Raw genomic sequence first — 22,345 nt, 5'->3', positions numbered from 1 at the left:
CACTTCAATGATGACTTAAGCGTGGGCATGCTCAGGAACGTCTTTAAAGTTCTCTAGGCGACGATTCCATTCTTCATTACTGATATCATGTTTTGCAACATAACGATTACGTTCATGTTTCGCACAGTCGTATGAGCATGCGCCTAAGTATTTTTCTTCATTTTCTTCAGATACAAGGATTTGTTTATTACATTCTGGGTTAGCACAGTTGATGTAACGTTCACATGGTGTACCATCGAAATGCTCTTTACCAATAACTGTTTTCTCAACTTGGTTAACATCTACACTTATACGTTCATCGAAAACGTACATTTTACCATCCCAGTATTCACCCTTAGTTTCAGGGTCTTTACCGTAAGTCGCAATGCCGCCATGTAGTTGGCCTACATTTTCGAAGCCTTCTTTAACTAACCAGCCAGAGAATTTCTCACAACGGATACCACCAGTACAATATGTCACGATATTTTTACCATCTAATTGATCTTTATTGTTGCGAATCCAATCTGGTAAATCACGGAAACGTGTAATATCAGGACGAATTGCACCACGGAAGTGTCCTAAGTCGAATTCGTAGTCGTTACGTGCATCTAAAATAACAGTATCTTTATCTTCTAAAGCTTCTTTAAATTCTTTAGGTGAATAATATTTACCTGTAGTTACGCGTGGATCTACATCATCTTCTAAACCTAAAGCAACGATTTCTGTTCTAGGTCGAACGTGCATTTTCTTGAATGCATGACCTTCAGCTTCATCAATTTTGAATGTTAAATCAGCGAAACGTTCATCCGCATGCATATGTTCGATATATTTATCTGTGTCTTCTTTTGTACCAGATAAAGTACCATTAATGCCTTCTGTAGAAACTAAGATTCTACCTTTTAAATTATTTTCTTTACAGAATTCTAAGTGCTCTGACGCAAATGTTTCTGGGTCATCAATTGTTACGTATTTATAGTATAAAAGTACTCTATAATCCATTCTTACATTCTCCTCTTTTATTTCTTCTCTATATATGGGGCGATGATTTATAAATATTATTTTGTAGACAAACTAACATGACATAAACAAACTGTTAGAAAATCCTTCTCAATCGAGAAGTCGAAATGCATAAAACGTTGATGAGTGGTAAAAGGGCTTGTCTAAAGTCTGATATTAATACTGTTTACATTTTTTCCATTATAATATTGTACCAAAATGATAAATAGTTTCAATATGCTAGCTTATAAATCATTATTAAAGTTGATATTTTTTGAAAATGCAATCAAATATCGCGACATTTTTTAAGAAAATAAAATATAAAAATAACCGTTATAATACCGCTCTAATGACAATTAAGTTGAGTTCTTATAAAATGGTATCAAAGTTTAAATGAGAGAAAGAGGGGATTAGACGATGGCTATTCAAGATTTACCAACTTTAAAATATACAGGGAAATCGGCAAGTGTTGCACCAATAGTGTCTGAAAATGAGTTGCAAACAGTGACTGCAGAACCTTGGGTTAAAATTTCGGATAGAGGATTACAATTAGAAGGCTTAAATTTCAATCGCGAAGGCAATTTATTCTTATTAGATGTCTTTGAAGGTAATATTTTTAAAGTGAATACATCTACCAAAGAAGTGACTCGACCATTCGTGTCTGAAAAAGCGAATCCAGCAGCTATTAAAGTTCATAAAGATGGACGTTTATTTATATGTTATTTAGGCGACTTTAAGACGACAGGTGGTATTTTCTCAACTACTGAAGAAGGCGAACAATTTGAAGAAATTGTTTCTGAATTAAGCACAGAATACTGTATTGACGATATGGTATTTGATAGTAAGGGTGGTTTCTACTTCACTGATTTCAGAGGATACTCAACAAATCCTCTAGGCGGTGTTTATTATGTATCACCAGACTTCAAGACAATTACACCAGTGATACAGAATATCTCAGTTGCAAACGGTGTCGCATTAAGTACTGATGAACGCGTATTGTGGGTGACTGAAACAACTACAAATCGTCTTCATCGTATTGAATTAGAAGAAGATGGTGTGACTATTGCACCATTTGGCGCAACGATTCCATATTACTTCACAGGTCATGAAGGGCCAGATTCATGTTGTATCGATAGTGATGATAACCTTTATGTGGCAATGTATGGTCAAGGTCGTGTCTTAGTCTTTAATAAAAAGGGTTACCCAATTGGTCAGATCCTAATGCCAGGCCGTGATGAAGGTAAAATGCTACGTTCAACGCATCCACAATTTATTCCAGGTACAAATCAATTGTTAATTTGTACAAATGATATTGAGAATAACTCTGAAGGCGGTTCAATGATTTATACGGTCAATGGATTTGCAAAAGGTCATCAAAGTTATCAGTTTCAATAGATGCAAATTTTTAAGAACAAGTTAATGATTAAAGATATAAATAAGAAGTCGGGTGATAGCCTTTCAATAAACAACCCCTCACTATAAGCGATGATAGTGAGGGGTTTAACTCATTTATAATTGTGTTTTACTATTTAAGAGATAAAATGATGGATATGTTCATTTTGTTAATCTTCTAAACTGAATTCAGCTGATGCTTCAAATTTTACTTCTTTACCTAACATTACGCCACCAGTTTCTAATGCTTGGTTGAAGCTCATGCCATATTTTTCACGGTCAATTGTACCTGTAACAATAAATCCTGTTACTTGTGAACCGTTCATTGGATTTTTACTAATACCATTAAATTCAACATCGAAAGTTTCTTCGTGTGTTTCACCTTTAATAGTTAAATCGCCCGTTACTTTGTTCTCTGAAATTTCTTTTGTTTCAAATGTCCATTTGTCGTTTTCATCTGTTGCGAAGAAGTCACCAGATTTCAAGTGATTATCTCTATCTTCATTTTGCGTGTCGACTGAGCTTGGAATGATAGTTGCAGTTGCTTTAAGTGAACTTAAGTCGTTAATATCTCCATCTAATTGAACATCATATTGGGAGAAAGTACCTTTCACTTTAGATACCATTAAATGTTTGATTTGGAATTGAATATCACTATGTGCTTGATCAAATGTGAATTGAGTCATTATTACATTACCCCTTTTTCATAAGTTTTTAAGTATAATAATTATACCTGATATAATTATTATAACATCGTTTGCTCAAGTTGCAATCAATAAGTTCTCAATATACTCATTTTTGAAAAATAACTTCTATTAAACATTTACCCATTTTGAGTCATTGTTAGCTGTTATTTTTATAAAAAGAGATGTGTAAAACTTTATTATCTAGGGAATATTCGTTGTGATAAACAATTTCTAAAGAGGTGAAGAAATATGAAAGATATCTCAAGAGGTATCAATCATATTGGTTTAACTGTACCGGATATAGAGGAAGCCACTGAATTCTTCAAAAAGGGTTTAGACGGAAAGATTGCCTATGATAGTCAAAGAAAAGATGAGAAACCACGTGGTGGTAAAGATGTAGAAAAAATATTGGGCATGAGTAAAGGTGCTCAAATCGTACATAAACGGATGATGGTATTTGGGAATGGTCCAAATATTGAGATGTTTGAATTCCAAAATGCAAAGCAACGAAAACCTGAAGCACTTCAAGATATTGGTTATACACATTTATCGTTTTATGTAGATGACTTTGAAGTGGCTGTAGCCAAAGTAAGATCAGCCGGTGGAGAACTTATTTCTGAGCCTCATAGTAATACGAGATATGAAGACACCGAAGGGAATCAAACAGTATATGTTAAAACACCATGGGGAAGTCTCATTGAATTACAAACCGTTCCAAATGGATTTTATTATCCTCCAGATAATGAAGCGGAACTCTTTACGCCAAGTGAATAATATGTATTAATTTTAACTTTTTATTATGTGAAACTGAGATAGTTCATCTGTCTCAGTTTATTTTTATAAAAAATAATTTTATAGATAGTAAAAGAATGAGTGTGTATAACTAGTGATTATCAAACTATACATAAAAACCCCCTTCAAAGTGGCTCTCTTTGAAGGGGGTAGGGGAAATAAGGTTAATTTAGTTTCAACTTTTTGTTACTTCTAACTTTTACAATATTTATTAAGGGTTTTGGGGTCAGGGGAGAGCCCCAAGTAAGGACTTTAATATTTTATATTTTACAGGGAAAGGGTTAATTATTTAGATTCATAATAATTTAATTCTAAATCTTTTGATGTTTGTTTACGAGTTTCTCTCATTAATTGAACATCATTTATAAGTGATTGACCATATGAAGGAATCATATTTTGTAATTTAGGTTTCCATTCATTTTCGTAGTCAGCGAAGTTTCGTTCTAGAACTTCTAACGCTACAGAAACTGAAGTTGATGCTCCTGGTGATTCTCCTAATAATGCAATAACTGAGTGATCTTCAGAGTTCACAACTTCTGTACCGAATTGAATGAATCCTTTACCGTGCTCAGGCGTATCTTTGATAACTTGAACACGTTTACCTGCAGTGTATAATTGCCAATCTTCGTCACGAGCTTCAGGGTAGAACGTGCGTAAGTGGTTCATACAACCTTCTTTTGTCATCAATACTTGGTCGATTGAATACTTGATTAAAGGTAAATTTTTAACTGCAGATGCAAGTAGTGTTGTAATGTTGTATGGTTTTACAGATTTAAATAAATCTAAGTTAGAACCATTTTTTAAGAATTTAGGACCGATATTCGCAAACGGACCAAATAATAATGTTCTTTCACCATCAATATAACGCGTATCAAGATGAGGTACAGTCATTGGTGGTGTGCCTGGTGGTTCTTTACCATATACTTTAACGTCGTGTTCATTAATGACTTCAGGGTTAGTACAAATTAAGAACTGACCGCTAATAGGGAATCCACCAAGGTGTTTGCTTTCAGGGATACCAGTTTTTTGTAATAGTGGAATAGCGCCACCACCAGCACCTATAAAGACGTAATCCGCGAATACAGTTTCCTCTGAACCATTGTTACGGTTTCTTACTTTCACTTCCCAGATGCCGTCTTGACGTCGGTTGAAATCAATGACTTCATGATTATATTGAACATCGGCATTAGGATGTTGCTCAATATTTTTAGCCATTTTACGTGTTAACTCACCATAGTTAACATCGGTACCTTCGTCAATTTTGCTAGCTGCCATGATTTCATTGCCAGTACGACCTTTCATCATCAATGGCATCCATTTTCTCATTTCTTCGATATCTTCCGTATATTCGATGTTGTCAAACATAGGGAAGTTACGCATCGCTTCGTAACGGTCTTTTAAGAATTCAACGTTATTCTTACCTCTTACGAAACTAATGTGAGGAAGTGGATTAATAAATTCTCTAGGGTTATCAATGTTGCCACTTTTCACAAGGTGTCCCCAGAATTGCTTAGAAATCTCAAATTGTTCATTGATTTCTTTCGCTTTTTCTATATCAATTGAACCATCCGGTTGTTGAACTGTATAGTTCAGTTCGCATAACGCAGCATGTCCAGTACCGGCATTGTTTCTTTCGTTAGAACTTTCAATACCTGGACGATCTAAACGTTCATAGAGTTTGATGTTCCAATTAGGTTCTAATTCTTTAATCATAGAACCGAATGTCGTACTTAAGACACCAGCGCCAATAATAACTATGTTTTTTGACTCATTGTTAGCCATTTTTTGCTCACCTTTCTTAAAACAGAACTCGTGCAAAAATAATTAAATTATTGCGCTGAGTCTTATTATAATTGCTAACAATCTATAACAAAAATACATATTTTCAATAATACCTATTCCATTTTGTAATAATTTAGACATAATATGCTCATTGATTAGACACAAATTAGGAGTAGAACTTGAATTTAATCATATGTCCTACTCCTAATAAATGAGAAGATGGCTACCATAAGTTGGAGCCCCGTCAGCAAGAAGGGCTAGAATTGAAAGAAGCTTGATATAAGCACATTTTCAGTACAACCATCTACAGCATATATATTAAAAAATAAGACTGCGACAATCATTTATGCACAGCCTCAAATTTTATTCATTAATGCATGAGAGAGTATGATTAATAACTCTTCTATTGGTTTACTACTTTCATCTAAAATATGGAAGCTCACTTGTCCTTCATTTTTAGCCCAATGAGATAGTTTTTCATTCTCATAATTCGTAATAGTACATGTTTCTGGGCTCGTCTTTTTAATAAAATAATCTTCATTATCATAAGTGAATTTAACCGGTTTGTTCACCAATGTGAACTCTTTCATCTCAATATGAGTACCTCTGTAATTACAATGAATCTCTCTAAAGTTTCTAAAATTTGGAATACATTTAGAAGTAAATATTACATTTTTCTCTAAATCCCTAACGACATAAGAGGTATATATTCCTGCTTGAGGAATAATAATGTCTAATCCTTTAATAAAGGGGTTAGGGTACGATTTACGTATGTATAAATAGGGATTCCCATCGTCATACATCGTTTTCCATCTCGTATCAAAGTAATTGCTGAGTGTATAAGTAATCATCCTTCATCAACCTTCGATTTGTAAATTTTCATTATAAATACATTCCCTATTTTTAGGAAAATAAAAACTAAAATCATAAATTTTTTTAAATTAAATAGATCTAAATAAAATAAAACACTATACGAGATAGTTTAACGAGCGTGGCTATGTCGTCGCATAGAGTTTTAATGTGTAAATGAGTTAGCTAAAAATTTCTCATTAAGTCATACATTTGTAGGTGAGGGTGTGAGGCTTAGGTTTGTCTGAGGTAAGACATCCTGCATGCTAGCTCAACGTTGAATTTATGACTAGTTTTAAATAAAAGGTAGAAAAAAGGGTATATGCTAAAAAGTCAGTAATAAACAAATTGAGGTGGTGAGTATATGTTAGAAACCGATAGACTTTACTTATTAAAACCAGATATTGAGCATCTTGATGCGCTTTTCCAACTACATACGAATAATGAATCAACAAAATACACTCCTAAAGGTATACACGAGAACAAAGATATTACTAAAGGATTTATAAAAGGTTGGAGAAGACATTGGGAAGAAAATGACTTTGGATACTTTATGTTAATAGCCAAAGATACTGGAGAATTAGTAGGGATGAGTGGTTTTGAATACCGCACCATTAATTATCAATTATTCTTAAACTTGTATTATAGACTTTTTCCAAAATATACAGGTGAAGGATTAGCTACTGAAGCAATCGAAATGATATCACGATGGATGAAACAATTTGATGCAGTAACACCAAAACTTATACGAACGAATCAAGTCAATGAATCTTCTATTAAGCTTGCCGAACGTTTAGGATATGAATTAAATGATACGTGGAATAATATTATAAATGATGGGGATCGTTGTTATTTTAAGCAACAGTTAAATGTTCCTTTGTAAATATTTACGTTATTGAGTGAGATAATTTTTATCTCGCTCTTTTTTTATGCGTATTCAAATCATTGTTTAGTCAGCCTGATACATAGATATATGTTTAAACTCATTATTCGTTTGAACTCTTAAAGTGAATATAAAGCGATAGTTTTTTATATTAACATTAAATCAAAATAAAATTAAGATATATTTAATAATATTGTACACCTCATTAATGTTATATTGATTATTGTATGATGATATTAATTTGAGGGATGAGATAATGAGAAAGACTTTATATTTATTTTTTGTTTCTATTGTGTTGATGGTATTCATTTTAGAAGGATGCTCAAAACAGAAAGATTCTCACACTGAAGATAGTGAAAATGAAAATATGTATGCAAGTCATCAATCAAAAATGACTAAAGATTGGCAAACATACGATGGTGAAATATACCATATCTTTTATCATCCACTTATTACTGACGCTAAAGTGGCATTTTCGGGGAGCCCACAAGAAGCCAAAGGTAATAACGACTGGATGATTACAGCTAACGAATTTAAAAAATCTCTAGAAGAGTTACATAAAAGAAATTATATTTTAATTGATCCACACGATGCTTATGATTTAAAAGCAAAAACGATAAATAAGAAGAAGTTAAAATTACCTAAAGGTAAAAAACCATTAATACTATCTATCGACGACATGAACTATTATGAGTACATGCGTGGAAAAGGGTATGCCGACAGATTAGTTTTAGATAAAAACAAACATGTTGTATCAGAAACGAAGCAAAAGAATGGCAAAGTAACACATTCTAAAGACGATGATATCGTTCCAATATTAAATGACTTTGTTAAAAAACACCCTGATTTCTCTTTAAATGGACAAAAAGGTGTAGTTGCATTAACAGGATATAATGGCGTTTTAGGATATCGTACAAATGAAACAGATAGTAAGCATTATAAGGACCGTAAAGCTAAAGCAACAGAAGTAGCTGATGCTATGAAAAGAGATGGTTGGACATTTGCCAGTCATTCATATGGACATATTAATTTTGAACAATCATCTTATGAAGGAATTGTTAAAGATACAAAACGTTGGGAGAAAGAAGTGACACCAATTATAGGTAAAACTGATTTATTTATTTTCCCCCATGGTGCACAAGATAGAGATACGCCAGCATATAACTATCTGATTAAAGAAGGTCACTTTAAATATTTGGCTGGAGTAGGACCTAATAACTTTACCGATGTTGAACCAGATAATGTATATCAAGATAGAGTTGCAGTAGATGGTCTGAACTTATACGATTTTAAAGATAAATTAAAGCCTTTTATGAATCCTGAGAAGGTTTATGATAAACAAGATCGCAGTTACTTTAAAGGGAATAAAGATTATCAACAAGAATAAATATTCGTTAATAAGATGAAGTTATGCGAATTATTTACTTTCATAATTTCATTCAGATAATTACTCATAACAAGTAAACAGGCTAAGACATTAACGTTATGTCCTAGCCTGTTTTACATATGCGCGTGTATTCGGTATTTTTGAAAAGTTGAGTAAAACTTGATATAAGTATATGTAAAGTACATAAACTAACAAGAATATTAGAAAAATGAAATCAGGTGATACGATGTTTCGAAGAATACTATATATAACAGGCACGATAGGATTAACATCATTACTTTTAACTTCTCAAAGTTATGCAGTAGAAAAGCCCACACCTCTAGTCAATAAAGAAGAAAATGCTAATATTTCAACTCAATATGAACCTCAATCACTCACGCTCACTACAAAGCAAGGTCAAATTTTATACAATTACAACGAAAATAAAAAAGTAGATCCTGCCTCTTTAACTAAAATGATGACAATGTATTTAACATTGGATGCAGTTAAATCAGGAAAAATACATATGAAAGATAAAATAAAAATCACATCTAAACAAGCGCAATTATCTCAAAAGTCTAACCTTTCTTCGGTACCGTTAAAAGCAGGACAAACATATACTGTTAAAGATATATTGAGCCAAACAGCTTTAGCTTCAAGTAATGCTGCTGCTTTAATTCTAGGCGAAAAGGTATCAGGTTCGACTTCTACTTTTACAGATAAAATGAATCAGCAGGCTAAAACATTTCACATGAAAGACACACACTTTACAAGTCCAGCTGGAGCAGATACTGAGTTGTTAGGATCTAGCGCACCTCAAAAGTATAAGAAACAAGGGAAGACTTCCAGTACGTCTAAAGATATGAATATCATGATGTATCACATGATCAAAGAGCACCCTGAAATACTTAAAACCACACAAAATAAATCAGATACACAAAAAGGACAATCATTTGAATCTACGAATTTATCTTTGAAAGGTCAGCCGAAATATTATAAAGGGACTGACGGACTCAAGACTGGTACGAGTGATTCCGGATATAGTTTAGCTTTAACCAATAAGCAACATGGTTTGAGATTAAATGAGACGATTTTAGATGTTACACCATATCCTAGTGAAACAGCTAAATTAAATCGTAATGAAATTGCGAATGATATGATGAAATATTATCGGAAGCAATATGAATATAAAAAGGTGTTATCTAAAGGTGAACATCAAATTGATGGCAAAAAATACACAGTAAAAAAAGACTTATATGACGTCGTACCTAAACATAAAAAATGGTATATTGCGATTAATGATAAAGGGAATGCTTACGTTCACTATCAACGACATTTTCTAGATGGCGCTTCTTATCCATCGGTAAAAGCTGAAAAGAAAAGTAGTGGCTTATTTGGATGGTTATCGCATTGAATAATGCGATAACTTTTTTATTGATCTACAAAAGCGCTATATTTTATTTATTACTTATGATTGCCAAAAGTGTGGTGCATTGACTATAAGACACTCGATGAACGTTCAACATGATTACGCATAGTGTCCGCACTATAATGAAAATAGCAATACGTGTCTTTAATGCCTTTTAAACTTAATAAAAGGATAGCAAGTTAAAGAAACGTATTGAAAGAGGGCATGAACCTCGGGTTGTTCCTAAAACAAATTCACCCAAAACTAGACGTAAAAAAGCCATACAAGGAAGACCTTGGATGGCTAGACATTAATGATTGAAACCTCTATTATAGTTTCTTCTGAAGATTCATAATCATTCTTGATAAATAGATGAGGGATTGCAAAACTATCTTTATATAGATGTGTTTTCAATCCCTCTCTTTTATGAATATAGTTTAGAACTTCTTTATATTTGTTTCTCTGATACCATTGATTATTTTAACTACCTCTATAGTTAACTCATCAACAGATCGTTCTTGACCTTCTTTAAGCCAAGCATAAATGATACGTAATATACCACCTGCTATAAATTCTTTATAAACTTCTAAATCAATAGTGAAACGTATACCGTGCCTTATGTCGAAATTAACTTGTCTCTCTACACCTTTATAAAGTTGCGTATAGACGATACGTGTCACTTCATCATAATACGATATAGTAAAGATACTTTGAATCGTTTCTCGATTTTCAATTAAAAAATAAAGCGTATCTCTAACGATATTTTCAAAATATGATTTAGGCTGTTTGACTAATAAACTCTCTGAATGAGATTCATGCAAACTATTGGAAAAGTTGGCTAAGACTTGGTTTAATAAATCGTATTTATCACTATAGTGACGATAAAAAGTAGAGCGTCGTACCATAGCACGATCACACAAATCTTGAACTGTAATCTGACTAAAATTTTTAGTTTTAAGTAATTCTAAAAATGAATCCATTAGAGCACGTTGTGTCTTCTTAACACGTAAATCATTGCTATTCATTATTGTTCACCTCATTAATCGGACACTTCAAAATCTGTGTGACTTAAGCGACATTTTTTGTATTTTGGCTACTCAATAAAATTGAAGCCGATGTATAATTATTGTTAGTTAAAGTCTCTGACTTATTAATTAACTAAAGTATAGTTATAGTTTACTACTATTATATGTGATAACAAAATATATAATTTAGTTATACAAATATTTATTCGTAATTAGAGAAGGGTTGTTAAAATATAAGAAGGAGATTTTAAATGATCAAGTCAGTATTCACTTGGCTTTTATGGGAAAGCATTTAATCGAGAGGGAATCATGACGAACATAATTATTCATCATGATTTCCTCTTAATTTTCACCTTTAGTATGATAGTTATGCACGCCATCAAGTAGGGTCACCATTTCTTTAGTTAACTCATTGATCGAACGTTCTTGACCATCTTGAATCCAAGCATACATTGTTCTCAATATTCCCCCGGTTATAAATTCAGCAAGTATTTCTATATCGACATCGAACTCAACGCCGTGCTGTATTTCAAACTGTATTTGTGCTTTCATCCCTTCATATAATTGTTTGAATATAATATCGGTCACTTCATCATAAAGCGCTAATGTTAATACATTTTGAACAATAGACTTATGATTATATAGATATTGTAATGATTCGTGAATGACCTTTTCGAAATGAGCTCTAGGATTCTCAGGGTTTAATGTTGAGAAATGCTTCTCTCTTACTCTGAAAATTAATTTTCGTATTAATAACTTAAGCAAATCGTATTTATCATCAAAACGTCGGTAAAACGTTGAACGTCTTACGAGAGCTTTATCGCACAAATCTTGCACTGTTATTTGATTGAACTCTTTTGTTCTTAAAGTTTCAAATAAAGCATCTAATAGAGCTTTTTCTGTTTTTTCTACACGCAAATCTTTACTCTTCATTATACACCTCTAAAAAGAGACATTTTTGATTAAATGTCACATAAGTATCAGATAGCTTAATTTGGATATACATTGTTTGAATTTAAGTTGGTATAATAACTTTTGTAATAATAATTTAATTAACATGTTCAAAGCAATGGTATTACTATGTAAGCCATACTAACTCATTTAATTGGGCTTTGTGGGTTAGTATGTTTTGTGTGGTAATTAGAGTATACTTTTTTATTTTTCTCAAAATCACTTAAACAGCTTAATTGCTGTATCCCTAAATTTTTGTGTATTAATGTAGTCAAGTATCTCTAGTTATTGCGTGTGTAAAGCAAAATGCTGATCGTTATCGATTGGTATTTTGCTTTTTTTGTGGATTTTTAAAAAATGTATCGGTGAAAGTTTTAATATTTATAAGTATTTAATAAATATATGTATAACTACTTTTAGAATAATATATCCAGTAGATTCAAACAAGGCGAATCGTCCCTTTGACCACATATTTCACAGGTTTTTTTAAAATTAATATTTTACTCAAGTGCAGAAGGAATACATCATTATAAAAATGTTCACTTGATGAACGACAATATATTAAACAATAGTAAATTTGAAAAATTTAGATATAGAATAAAATTTTAGCTCGACGTTGATTAGATGATAAATCATCGCCGAGCTTTTTCAGTTAAAGGATATATCTTTTTAAGTGTTTAGCGGTTACTGAATTTTTAATATTTAAAAGTCCCGCAGGCTGACCACTATACAATAGTTGTCCACCTTTATCTCCAGCATAAGGGCCTATATCGATAAACCAGTCAGCTTGTGTCATCATCGTTAAATTATGTTCGATAAGAATAACCGTGTTATGATCGTCAATTAAATGATTGAAGCAATCAATCAGTACAGGTAAATCATCTTCATGAAGCCCCGTCGTTGGTTCATCAAAAATAAAAATATAATCGTGTACATCTTCAGTTAAATAGCGACTTAGTTTAACGCGTTGAATTTCACCGCCTGACAATGTATCTAAAGATTGTCCTAATGTCATATATTGAAGTCCTGTGTTAGCCAACGCTTGAAGCGGACGAGTGATACTGTCTTGACCTTCAAATTGAGAGATGGCTTCACTTACAGTAAGGGCAAGTATATCTGCGATAGAATATCCCTCTACCTTCGCCTGTAATACTTCAGGGCGATATCTTGTGCCACCACACATCTCACACACTTGAGAAAAGTCTGGCATAAATGCGAGTTCGGTCTTAAGTACGCCTTTACCATTACATTCAGGGCAAGCGCCCTCAGAATTATAGCTAAACATACTTTTCTTCATACCAGTATGTTGACTAAAGAAACTTCTTACCTCATCGAAGATATCTAAGTATGTGAGTAAATTAGAGCGATTCGATGCGTGAGGCGGTTTCTGATCGATGAAGATAGCACGTTGCTCTTGTTCAAAGGCTGCTGAGATAAGGGAACTCTTACCTGAGCCAGCCACACCAGTAACTACGGTCATCGCATGTTTTGGTAATTGAGTTGAAATATGATTTAAATTGTTACGTGAAATATTCTCAATATTAAACATGTCATGAGTTGCTCTAGGATGGTCTTTAAGTTGATGTGTTCTGTTTAAAGCTTGACCTGTGCTCGTCTGAGATGTGAGAAGGTCTTGATAACTTCCTTCAAACATAATCTCTCCACCATCTTTGCCTGCATTCGGACCTATATCAATAATGTGGTCAGCCGTTTGAATAACATCAGGGTCGTGTTCAACAACGATCACCGTATTACCTTTTTGTTTAAGTGATTCAATCATGTCATTAATTCTCTGAATATCTTCTGGGTGAAGTCCTACACTCGGTTCATCGATGATGTAAACTAAATCACTTAATGGACTATTTAAATGGCGAATAAGTTTTATCCGTTGAGATTCGCCACCGGAAAGCGTTGTCGTTTCACGAGATAACGTTAGGTAATTCAAACCTATATAGCTTAATGCTTGTAGTTGTTGTTTTAAAGGTTCGATAATCACTTTTGCTGTGTTTGAATCTATTTTTTCTAGAAAATGAACAGCCTCATCAATGGGTAAATCTGTAAATTCAGCAATGTTTAAGCCATTGATTTTACAACTCAACACTTTATCATTAAGCCTTTTACCATGACATGAAGGGCAATCATGCTTAGTAACGACTCGATCAATATCAGCTTTGAAGCGTTTCTTCTCAAAGTTATCATTTAGTAAGAAAGAGCGTCTGAAACGATGAATTAGACCTTCAAATTTAGCTGTTCTAGGCCAATTTGATGGCGGATTCTTCAACTTTGTAGGTTCTGTATATAAAAAAGTATCCAATTCTTCTTTTGTATAATCTTTTAACTTTTTATCATTATCAAATAGACCTGTATAAAGATATCTTTTACCTCGCCAACTATCGGGTCTAAACGACGGGAATTTAATGGCATCTTCATTGAGCGATTTATCAAAATCAAGTAACTCATTTAAATCAATGTCTTCAACATAACCTAATCCTGAACATGTTTCACACATACCTTTCGGATTATTAAATGAGAAAATATCAGAATAACCAACAAAAGGTTCTCCTATTCTTGACCATAACAATCTCACAGAAGCATAAATATCAGAAATAGTTCCTACCGTCGAACGTGAATTACCACCTAGGCGTTTCTGATTAATAATCATTGCAACGGGAAGGTGATTGATTTGATCGACGTCTGGTTTTTCATATTGTGTGAGTTGATGTTGAACATAACTTGAGTATGTTTCATTTAATAGACGTTCAGATTCAGCAGCAATGGTATTAAATACTAGTGAAGACTTACCTGAGCCTGACCGCCCTGTAAATACAATTAATTGATGTTTCGGTATATTAACATCGATATTTTTTAAATTATTTTGTCTAGCGCCTATGATTTCAATTTGTGACATGGAATTCACCTCATTACTTAATACATACCCCAGGTACACTAAAATATTACTACTGTTCAAGTCTATCAATCGTGATATTAAGATTAAAATATTTCTTTAGAAAATACTTATAATTGTCGGACGATACCTCACATTTTTCTTTAGAACTTTGTGAAGTTAACGTAAGACTTTGATGTGTCATCGTCGCACGTCCAAATGACTGTGGTTGTGTGATTAATAGCTGCTTAACAAAGATAGAGTTTGGATTACTCTCGTTATAAATGATTTTATCGCTGAAATCTTGAATTGATTGACGCTCTAAGTAGGCGTGATATAGAGTAGTCCATTTATTATTTTTCAATTTTTGAACATGATAGCAGTCTTCTTTGTCAAAAATTGCGCGAAATTCTCCATTGATATCAGAAATACTCACTGGTTGAGACGGATGTGAAATCGGGATTGCATGTAGAGGTAAGTCACCAAACCCAACGTCTGTCACATAATAAGTATCATTTAAAATTGTGTATAAAGACATATGTGAGCCTTCTAAAGCAACACCGCCATCTGGAGTATGAACTGTTCCAGAAGCTCGATGGACATCAAAACCTTTTTTCTCTAAGTACGTTCCGAACAAGTGGTTCATTTCATAACAGAACCCACCGCGATGTTGGTTTATAACTTTGTCCAATAAATCATTAATATTAACAGAGATAGGAACTTGATTTTGAACGTTAATATTTTCAAACGGAACAGTCATCATATAACGTTCCATATAATAATCTAGCGAGGCTTTATCAATATTGTTATAACGAGAAGAATCAATATTTAAATAGCTTTCAAACTGCGATAGTTCCATATTTCATCCTCCTACAATTTTTATTTTCACACTCATCTCTATTTTAAAAAAGACACCCATTAATATGTAAGTTTATAGGTTTAATCGGCTTTATAATGCTTGATTTAATTGTGTATAATTATTGACAAAACTGCAATTATCTCGTAATATTTGTTTTAAATTAAATCGAAAAGAATAGTGTTTTGATTCTTATATACTTTTTATATAAAGAGTGTGTGAGAAAAATTTTTCATAATAATTGAAAACGCTTTCTGAACGATGGAAAGGATGGTCATTATGGAAGCTATTAAAGCGATATTTAGCAAGATCTTTGAATTATTACCACGCGCAATCGTAAATCTATTTATTTAGAAATACGCTATTGTGGAGTTCATTTTTCAAAAATAAACAAATAGAGAGGTGCTTACTATGAAAACAAGACAAAACAAGTATAGTATTCGTAAATTTAGTGTGGGGGCATCATCCATCTTAATCGCAGCTTTATTATTTATGGGTGGAGGCTCAGCACAAGCGGCCGAACAAAATCAGGAACAGGGAAATCCTGAGAAGGCAACAGCACAATCTATTGGGGATGAAAATGAAGATTCAAATGGGCAACAGGCGACAGAGGATGACGCGTCTCAATCAGCTAAAGAAACTACGTCTGAACAGCCAAATGTTGAAAAAGATAATAGCGAAAATGCTAATGATAATCAAACAAGCTTACATAATGAAAATAATCAAAACACTGAACAACAAGATTCAGAAACTGAAGAACAAAATTCAGCACAAAATACAGAACAAACGAAGTCTACTGAAGAACAAGGTAAAGAGGAACAAACTTCTGCACAAGATGCAACTCAAAATTCAACTAAGTCATCAGATGAACAAGTGGAATCTAGTGAGGATTCACAAGTAGATAATAGTAAAAAGGACGCAAAGCAAGAGGATGCTAACCAAGCGGACTCAAAATCTGAACAAACAGAAGAACAAACGGATGTTCAAACACAACCAACAGAAAAATCTGATGAAGATAAATCAACTCAATCTAAACCAGAAGTGAATCAAAATCAAGAAAGTGAAAAAGATTCATCTGAGACTCAAGATAATCTAAAACAAGACAATCCAAAAACTGAAGATAAAACAGAAGAAGTATCAGATTCACAAAAAGATTCACAAAAAGTCACTCAAAATAACCAACAAAAAGACGACTTATCTTCAGATAAAGAGACAACTCAATCAGACAGAGCAGTAAAAAATCAAGCTAAAGATGAAACTGAAGCTTCTCAAACTGATAAAGATCAAACTCAAACTCAAACTGCGACTGCAACTGCAACAAAACCAAAAGCATCACAACAAGATAAAGAAAATGATGCAGAAGAACAGCAAAAAGTGTCAGCGCAAGACGAAGCAACTTCAGAAGAGACTCCAGCTGAAACAGATAACCACAAAACGCAAGCATTGAGTGTAAGTGACAAAGCAAATCCTAAATCTGAGAAAGATGAATCATCTAACAATGATAAAGATTCTAAAGATGGATTAGGTACGCTTAAGAGTAATGCTGTAGCTACTACAAATAAAAAATCTAAGCAACAAACAACGAAACAACAGAAAGATCAAACAAATAAAGCGGCTAAACAAAGCCAATATAAAAATCATGATCCAATCATCTTAGTTCACGGTTTCAATGGTTTCACTGATGATATCAATCCTTCAGTGCTTGCACATTATTGGGGCGGCGATAAAATGAATATCCGTCAAGATTTAGAAGAGAATGGTTATAAATCTTATGAAGCAAGTATTAGTGCATTTGGTAGTAACTACGATCGCGCAGTTGAACTATATTACTATATTAAAGGTGGCCGTGTAGATTATGGTGCCGCACATGCTGCGAAATATGGTCATAAACGTTACGGTAAAACATATGAAGGTGTATACAAAGATTGGAAACCAGGCCAAAAAGTTCATCTTGTCGGACATAGTATGGGTGGTCAAACAATCCGTCAATTAGAAGAGTTACTAAGAAACGGAAATCCTGAAGAAGTTAAATATCAAAAAGAACATGGTGGCGAAATTTCTCCATTATATAAAGGTAATAATGACAATATGGTTTCTTCAATCACAACTTTAGGTACACCACATAATGGTACGCACGCATCAGATGAATTGGGTAATGAAGCGCTAGTACGTCAAGTTGTGTATGATTTAGGAAGAGCATTCGGTAATAAAAACTCTCGCGTAGACTTTGGATTATCACAATGGGGTCTTAAACAAAAACCAAACGAATCACGTATTGATTATGTGAAGAGAGTTCAAAAATCTAAATTATGGAAATCTAAAGATAATGGTTTCAATGATTTAACTCGTGATGGTGCGACTGACCTTAACCGTAAAACATCATTAAATCCTAATATTGTTTATAAAACATATACAGGTGAATCTACGCATAAAGGTCTATTTGGTAGACAAAAAGCAGATTTAAATCTTTTCTTCCCATTCACGGTAACTGCCAATGTTATTGGTAAAGCTAAAGAGAAAGAATGGAGAGAAAATGACGGTTTAGTATCAGTTATTTCTTCTCAACATCCATTCAATCAAAAATATGTTGAAGCTACAGACCAAAATCAAAAAGGTGTATGGCAAGTGACACCAACTAAACATGACTGGGATCATGTGGACTTTGTTGGACAAGATAGCTCAGATACAGTACGCTCAAGAGAGGAACTACAACAATTCTGGCATGGACTTGCAGATGATTTAGTTCAAAGTGAAAAACTGACATCAACTAAAAAAGCATAACGATGAAACATGAATTTTAAAAATTATTTAAAAAGGAGTGAATCCAATGACAGGTGATGTATTTCAATTAATCGGCTCATTTTTCAAAGTCTTAAAAACATTATTCTCATAATGAGATAACAGCTTTACATAAAGCCTCCCACAGAGATCCAGTTATTATATCTCTGTGGGAGGCTTTTTCAACATTAGTGTGATTTCCAACTAGGTTGATAGTTATTAAATTGTAGCTTATACGGTTGTTTGCCAATAACAAATCTAAAAATATAAAATTCTCTTAACATCATGCCAACACCAATACATATTCCGATAATCATTAACAAGGAAACCGCTAAGAAGACGACCGTGTTATCTTCAAAGATATTGGTATAAGCAAATAGTGAATCTAAGATAATTGGATGTAATAAATAGATGAAAAACGAAAATGCGCTTATCATTTGAACCGTGTTTAATAGCATCGTTTTAAAATGCGCACAAATGCCAATAAGCACAAAGAACATAATACTATTGTATAACGTAAGTGAATAAGTGAAGCTTGTTACATTCCAATAATCATCACCTGAAAGTGCTATAAATAATACATATGAACCTAAAGCTAACATAATCATGATAACGAGATATTTTTCTAAGAATGATAGGACACGTTGATAGTTATATCCTATGAAACCACCTAAAAAGAAATAAAAAATCCATCCTAATATCATCGTATTTTCACTTAAAGGATAGTAATGTTTTACAAATGTATGGAAAGCATCACTATGATTAAAGTAGTATAAAAATGTTTGTTGTACTACAAATGCTAATACTAATAATATCTTACTGTTAAACAGTTTATAATTAATTTTATAAATTAAGTAAGATAATATGAAGAATTGCATGATGATAATGATGAAATAACCGTACCATTGCCCTAATATTACATTTTCAAAAAATTGCTTTTTGAAAGAAGAAGCAGTCAATAATGATTCACTATAACTATAGAATAATCCCACTAATAAATATGGAATAAAGATATATTTGAACCGAGAAATCAAATATTGTACGCTTACAGATTTATAATTTAATGTTGTTAGCAACTGTGATAATACAATAAAACTTGGAGTTCCAAAGATAACTATATTCCGAATATAATATTGTAGAACAAGAGAACTCCCTGACAAATGTTCATGTTCTAGTGTGATTTGAGTTAATAAGTGTGTCACTATAATAATGATGCAAATAAAAGTACGTAAATATACTAATTCAAGTCTATTTTTATTCATGGAAACCGTCCCATTTCTTAATTAAAGTTTCGAATGCGTCGTTACTTACTAAAATACGTGGAATTTTATAATTATTATCATGAGGAGTGACTGCTTGCTCCTTCAATGTAAATCCGTATTTCATACCTGCATCTTTAGAAGCTTGAATTTTACTATTATTGATTAGACCGTAGGGGTAAGCAATGGCATGTTGTGTTTTACCAAACTTCGATTTTAGTTCATCTTCACTTACTTCAATGTCTTTAATAGCAGACACATTAGACGCCTCTAGAAATTTAGATTTATTTCCTTTCTTAAGAGAATGTAAATCATTCGTGTGTGTTTCAAAGTCCCAAAGTCCTGAACGATACATTTTTGATAATTGAGGCTGCGTGATCATATCCAAATTATGAAAATTCTTCTCTCCAACGTGTCCTGTAATCACGAAGCCAGTTGCAGGAATTTTATATTTTTTTAGTACTGGATAAGCATTTTGATAAATTGTCTTATCCATATCATCGAAATTTATCCATACGCTACGTTTTGGAAACTTCCCTTTCTGTTTATACTTCAAAAACTCTTTCAAAGTAAGAAACTTTGCATCATGTTTCTTAAGCCACTTGATTTGTGATTCAAATTCTTTATCTGTCACACTATAATTTTTAATTTCCTTACTACTAGAGAAAATCGTAATAAAGTCATTTAACGGGTCATTTTTTCTCACTCTGTGATAGTTTAACGCTAAAGCGCTATTCTTCTTATACTTTAACTTCTTGTGGTCTTCATCGGCTTGTGCATAATGATGAAAGCTAGGTGTTACATTCGTCATTACTAACATCACTACTAAGCTAATGAAGATGAATTTGAAAGGTTTCATACTTCACGACCTTTCTTAATTTTTTGGAAAATCAAACTAAATGTGAAGAATAGGAAAATGATAATTGAAAATAATCCCATTAATTCAAAGATCTTATAAATTTCAATATTCTCCACGTTAAGAGCGATACGTATTGTTATCACACTTTCCACTTGAGAATTGATTAGCGTTCCGATATATACAATCATAACGACTACGCAATAAATCCAAAATGCACAAGATATCGCAATGAATAAGCTCTCCCTAACTATATTCAACGACGATTTTACCGTTGGATATTTCCTCTGTCTGGGCTTGACCATGTAGCATAGCCACCTTTCTTTCTTTTTAATGCTTTAGGAAATGCGAAAATGACAACGGCGGCATTGATAATCCAATAGATTGTCGGATACCAACTCACAAATATTAAACCAGCGATATTTTTCTTTTCGTAGCGACTGTCTATAAACAAAGCAACTGTAAATTGAATAATATTGATAAAGGTCATCGTAAATGATGATAGGAAAAATATTGAAAAACTATACTTCAAATATGTGTAATCTAAGAAGTTTGCTGTCATTAATAGAAATGCTAAGTACAGCAAAATCATATAAACCCAAATAATTGAAACTATTTGTTCAAACATGAGGATATAGAGCGATAATTTTTTAGATTTCATTGTTGCCCAAAAATCTCTTAATAGAACTTCATGTCCACCTTGAGCCCATCGCAAACGTTGTTTCCATAGCCCCCCAACCGTTTCAGGTACTAACATCCAACACATGGCACGTGGTTCATAATTAATACGAAAATCTGCAAGATGCAGTTTCCACGAAACAGCAATATCCTCAGTAATCATATCAGTATCCCAATAACCAACTTCTTTAAGTGCACTTTTTTTAAATAATGTAAACACTCCAGAAATAGTATTAATGGCACCAGCAAGTGATTGACTACGTTTGATACATCCAATTAAGCTTGCGTATTCTATCGTCTGAATTTTCCCCAATATAGAACTTTTATTACGTATACGTGGATTACCTGTAACAGCACCTAGTTTAGGATCTTGTTTAAAGTTATCCATCATATAATATGGCGCATCTTGATTAACGATTGTGTCTGCATCCAAACACATGACGTAATCATATGAAGAATGTTTGACGCCTTCGTTTAAAGCGTTAGCTTTTCCTCTATTTACCTGTAAATCAACAAATTTAAAGTCGTGATGTTGCTTCATCTCATAAATAATTTCAGCGGTATTATCTGAACTACCATCATTTATGATGATGATTTCTTTTTTTGGATAGTTGAGAGCCAACACATTTGAGAGTGTATCTCTAACAGTTTCGCTCTCGTTGTAACAGGCCAGCAAGAAAGAGATACCTTCAATCTGGTCCTTGTTTTTAGAGATTACTTTCTTCTTACTAAAAGGAAATTCTTTAGTGAAAAAGTAATAAAACGCCCCAACAATCCAGTAAATGGACATAAAAATGGGGTAAAAAAGTAAAAAGTTAAAAAATTGCAACTTATCTACCTACCTTTCGTTAGTTAGGCTGTATCGCATATACTAATCGAAAGTGTTTCAATTTGCAATAGAATGTTGTTATACTTGAACAGTAAT

18 protein-coding genes are annotated in these 22,345 nt (G+C 32.9%); 6 read left to right on the top strand and 12 right to left on the bottom strand.

Features of this window, described 5'->3' with window-relative positions; translation table 11 throughout:
• Positions 1-15: 15 nt before the first annotated feature.
• A complete protein-coding gene (gene trhO, locus AC3WQX_RS09155; RefSeq protein ID WP_030058856.1) occupies positions 16-978 on the bottom strand; it encodes an oxygen-dependent tRNA uridine(34) hydroxylase TrhO in 963 nt (320 codons plus the stop codon).
• A gap of 414 nt (positions 979-1,392) precedes the next feature.
• Here trhO and AC3WQX_RS09150 point away from each other — a divergent pair, with 414 nt between their 5' ends.
• Positions 1,393-2,370 (top strand): SMP-30/gluconolactonase/LRE family protein, encoded by a 978-nt coding sequence (locus tag AC3WQX_RS09150; RefSeq protein ID WP_030058858.1) that lies wholly within the window; start codon positions 1,393-1,395, stop codon positions 2,368-2,370.
• 167 nt (positions 2,371-2,537) lie between these two features.
• Here the strand turns inward: AC3WQX_RS09150 and AC3WQX_RS09145 are convergent, their stop codons facing one another.
• Positions 2,538-3,053 carry a YceI family protein gene (locus AC3WQX_RS09145; protein ID WP_002434930.1) on the bottom strand — a complete coding sequence of 172 codons (516 nt, stop codon included), beginning with the start codon at positions 3,051-3,053 and terminating at the stop codon, positions 2,538-2,540.
• Positions 3,054-3,302: 249 nt separating this feature from the next.
• Here AC3WQX_RS09145 and AC3WQX_RS09140 point away from each other — a divergent pair, with 249 nt between their 5' ends.
• Positions 3,303-3,827 carry a VOC family protein gene (locus AC3WQX_RS09140; RefSeq protein WP_002434905.1) on the top strand — a complete coding sequence of 175 codons (525 nt, stop codon included), beginning with the start codon at positions 3,303-3,305 and terminating at the stop codon, positions 3,825-3,827.
• Positions 3,828-4,130: 303 nt separating this feature from the next.
• On the opposite strand, the gene lqo is transcribed toward AC3WQX_RS09140, so the two are convergent.
• On the bottom strand, positions 4,131-5,663 hold the full coding sequence (gene lqo, locus AC3WQX_RS09135; RefSeq protein WP_227489934.1) for an L-lactate dehydrogenase (quinone): 1,533 nt from the start codon (positions 5,661-5,663) through the stop codon (positions 4,131-4,133).
• Positions 5,664-5,983: 320 nt separating this feature from the next.
• A complete protein-coding gene (locus AC3WQX_RS09130; RefSeq protein ID WP_023350936.1) occupies positions 5,984-6,478 on the bottom strand; it encodes a tubby C-terminal domain-like protein in 495 nt (164 codons plus the stop codon).
• A gap of 362 nt (positions 6,479-6,840) precedes the next feature.
• Between AC3WQX_RS09130 and AC3WQX_RS09125 the strand changes: the two genes are divergently transcribed.
• From AC3WQX_RS09125 to pbp4, 3 genes are all read left to right on the top strand, one after another.
• Positions 6,841-7,359 carry a GNAT family N-acetyltransferase gene (locus AC3WQX_RS09125; protein ID WP_023350937.1) on the top strand — a complete coding sequence of 173 codons (519 nt, stop codon included), beginning with the start codon at positions 6,841-6,843 and terminating at the stop codon, positions 7,357-7,359.
• Positions 7,360-7,612: 253 nt separating this feature from the next.
• Positions 7,613-8,746, top strand: a complete 1,134-nt coding sequence (locus AC3WQX_RS09120; protein ID WP_030058868.1) for a polysaccharide deacetylase family protein — start codon at positions 7,613-7,615, stop codon at positions 8,744-8,746.
• Positions 8,747-8,972: 226 nt separating this feature from the next.
• On the top strand, positions 8,973-10,139 hold the full coding sequence (pbp4, locus tag AC3WQX_RS09115; protein ID WP_030058870.1) for a penicillin-binding protein PBP4: 1,167 nt from the start codon (positions 8,973-8,975) through the stop codon (positions 10,137-10,139).
• Between the two features lie 431 nt (positions 10,140-10,570).
• Here the strand turns inward: pbp4 and AC3WQX_RS09110 are convergent, their stop codons facing one another.
• The 4 genes from AC3WQX_RS09110 to AC3WQX_RS09095 all read right to left on the bottom strand — a co-directional run bounded on the left by AC3WQX_RS09110 (position 10,571) and on the right by AC3WQX_RS09095 (position 15,852).
• A complete protein-coding gene (locus AC3WQX_RS09110; protein ID WP_002435036.1) occupies positions 10,571-11,158 on the bottom strand; it encodes a TetR/AcrR family transcriptional regulator in 588 nt (195 codons plus the stop codon).
• 342 nt (positions 11,159-11,500) lie between these two features.
• Positions 11,501-12,091, bottom strand: a complete 591-nt coding sequence (locus AC3WQX_RS09105) for a TetR/AcrR family transcriptional regulator (RefSeq protein WP_016898499.1) — start codon at positions 12,089-12,091, stop codon at positions 11,501-11,503.
• A 670-nt stretch (positions 12,092-12,761) separates the two neighbouring features.
• Complete coding sequence (locus AC3WQX_RS09100) at positions 12,762-15,017, bottom strand: ATP-binding cassette domain-containing protein (protein ID WP_030058872.1); 2,256 nt, start codon at positions 15,015-15,017, stop codon at positions 12,762-12,764.
• A 49-nt stretch (positions 15,018-15,066) separates the two neighbouring features.
• Positions 15,067-15,852, bottom strand: coding sequence for an arylamine N-acetyltransferase (locus AC3WQX_RS09095; RefSeq protein WP_030058874.1), 786 nt, complete (start codon positions 15,850-15,852; stop codon positions 15,067-15,069).
• A 408-nt stretch (positions 15,853-16,260) separates the two neighbouring features.
• Between AC3WQX_RS09095 and lip the strand changes: the two genes are divergently transcribed.
• A complete protein-coding gene (lip, locus tag AC3WQX_RS09090) occupies positions 16,261-18,630 on the top strand; it encodes a YSIRK-targeted triacylglycerol lipase (RefSeq protein ID WP_037550705.1) in 2,370 nt (789 codons plus the stop codon).
• Between the two features lie 185 nt (positions 18,631-18,815).
• On the opposite strand, the gene icaC is transcribed toward lip, so the two are convergent.
• The 4 genes from icaC to icaA are packed head-to-tail and all read right to left on the bottom strand — an operon-like array spanning position 18,816 to position 22,249.
• On the bottom strand, positions 18,816-19,889 hold the full coding sequence (icaC, locus tag AC3WQX_RS09085) for a polysaccharide intercellular adhesin biosynthesis/export protein IcaC (protein WP_002454230.1): 1,074 nt from the start codon (positions 19,887-19,889) through the stop codon (positions 18,816-18,818).
• Positions 19,882-20,745 (bottom strand): intercellular adhesin biosynthesis polysaccharide N-deacetylase, encoded by an 864-nt coding sequence (icaB, locus tag AC3WQX_RS09080; protein WP_030058879.1) that lies wholly within the window; start codon positions 20,743-20,745, stop codon positions 19,882-19,884. The genes icaC and icaB overlap by 8 nt, the downstream gene beginning before the upstream one ends.
• Positions 20,742-21,047 (bottom strand): intracellular adhesion protein IcaD, encoded by a 306-nt coding sequence (icaD, locus tag AC3WQX_RS09075; RefSeq protein ID WP_023350944.1) that lies wholly within the window; start codon positions 21,045-21,047, stop codon positions 20,742-20,744. Before icaD ends, icaB begins: the two co-directional genes overlap by 4 nt.
• Positions 21,011-22,249, bottom strand: a complete 1,239-nt coding sequence (gene icaA / locus AC3WQX_RS09070; protein WP_030058883.1) for a poly-beta-1,6 N-acetyl-D-glucosamine synthase IcaA — start codon at positions 22,247-22,249, stop codon at positions 21,011-21,013. Before icaA ends, icaD begins: the two co-directional genes overlap by 37 nt.
• Positions 22,250-22,345 lie beyond the last annotated feature (96 nt).

The organism is Staphylococcus sp. FW104-15G4D, assembly GCF_058790135.1.
This window is presented reverse-complemented; position numbering and strand designations above follow the sequence as displayed.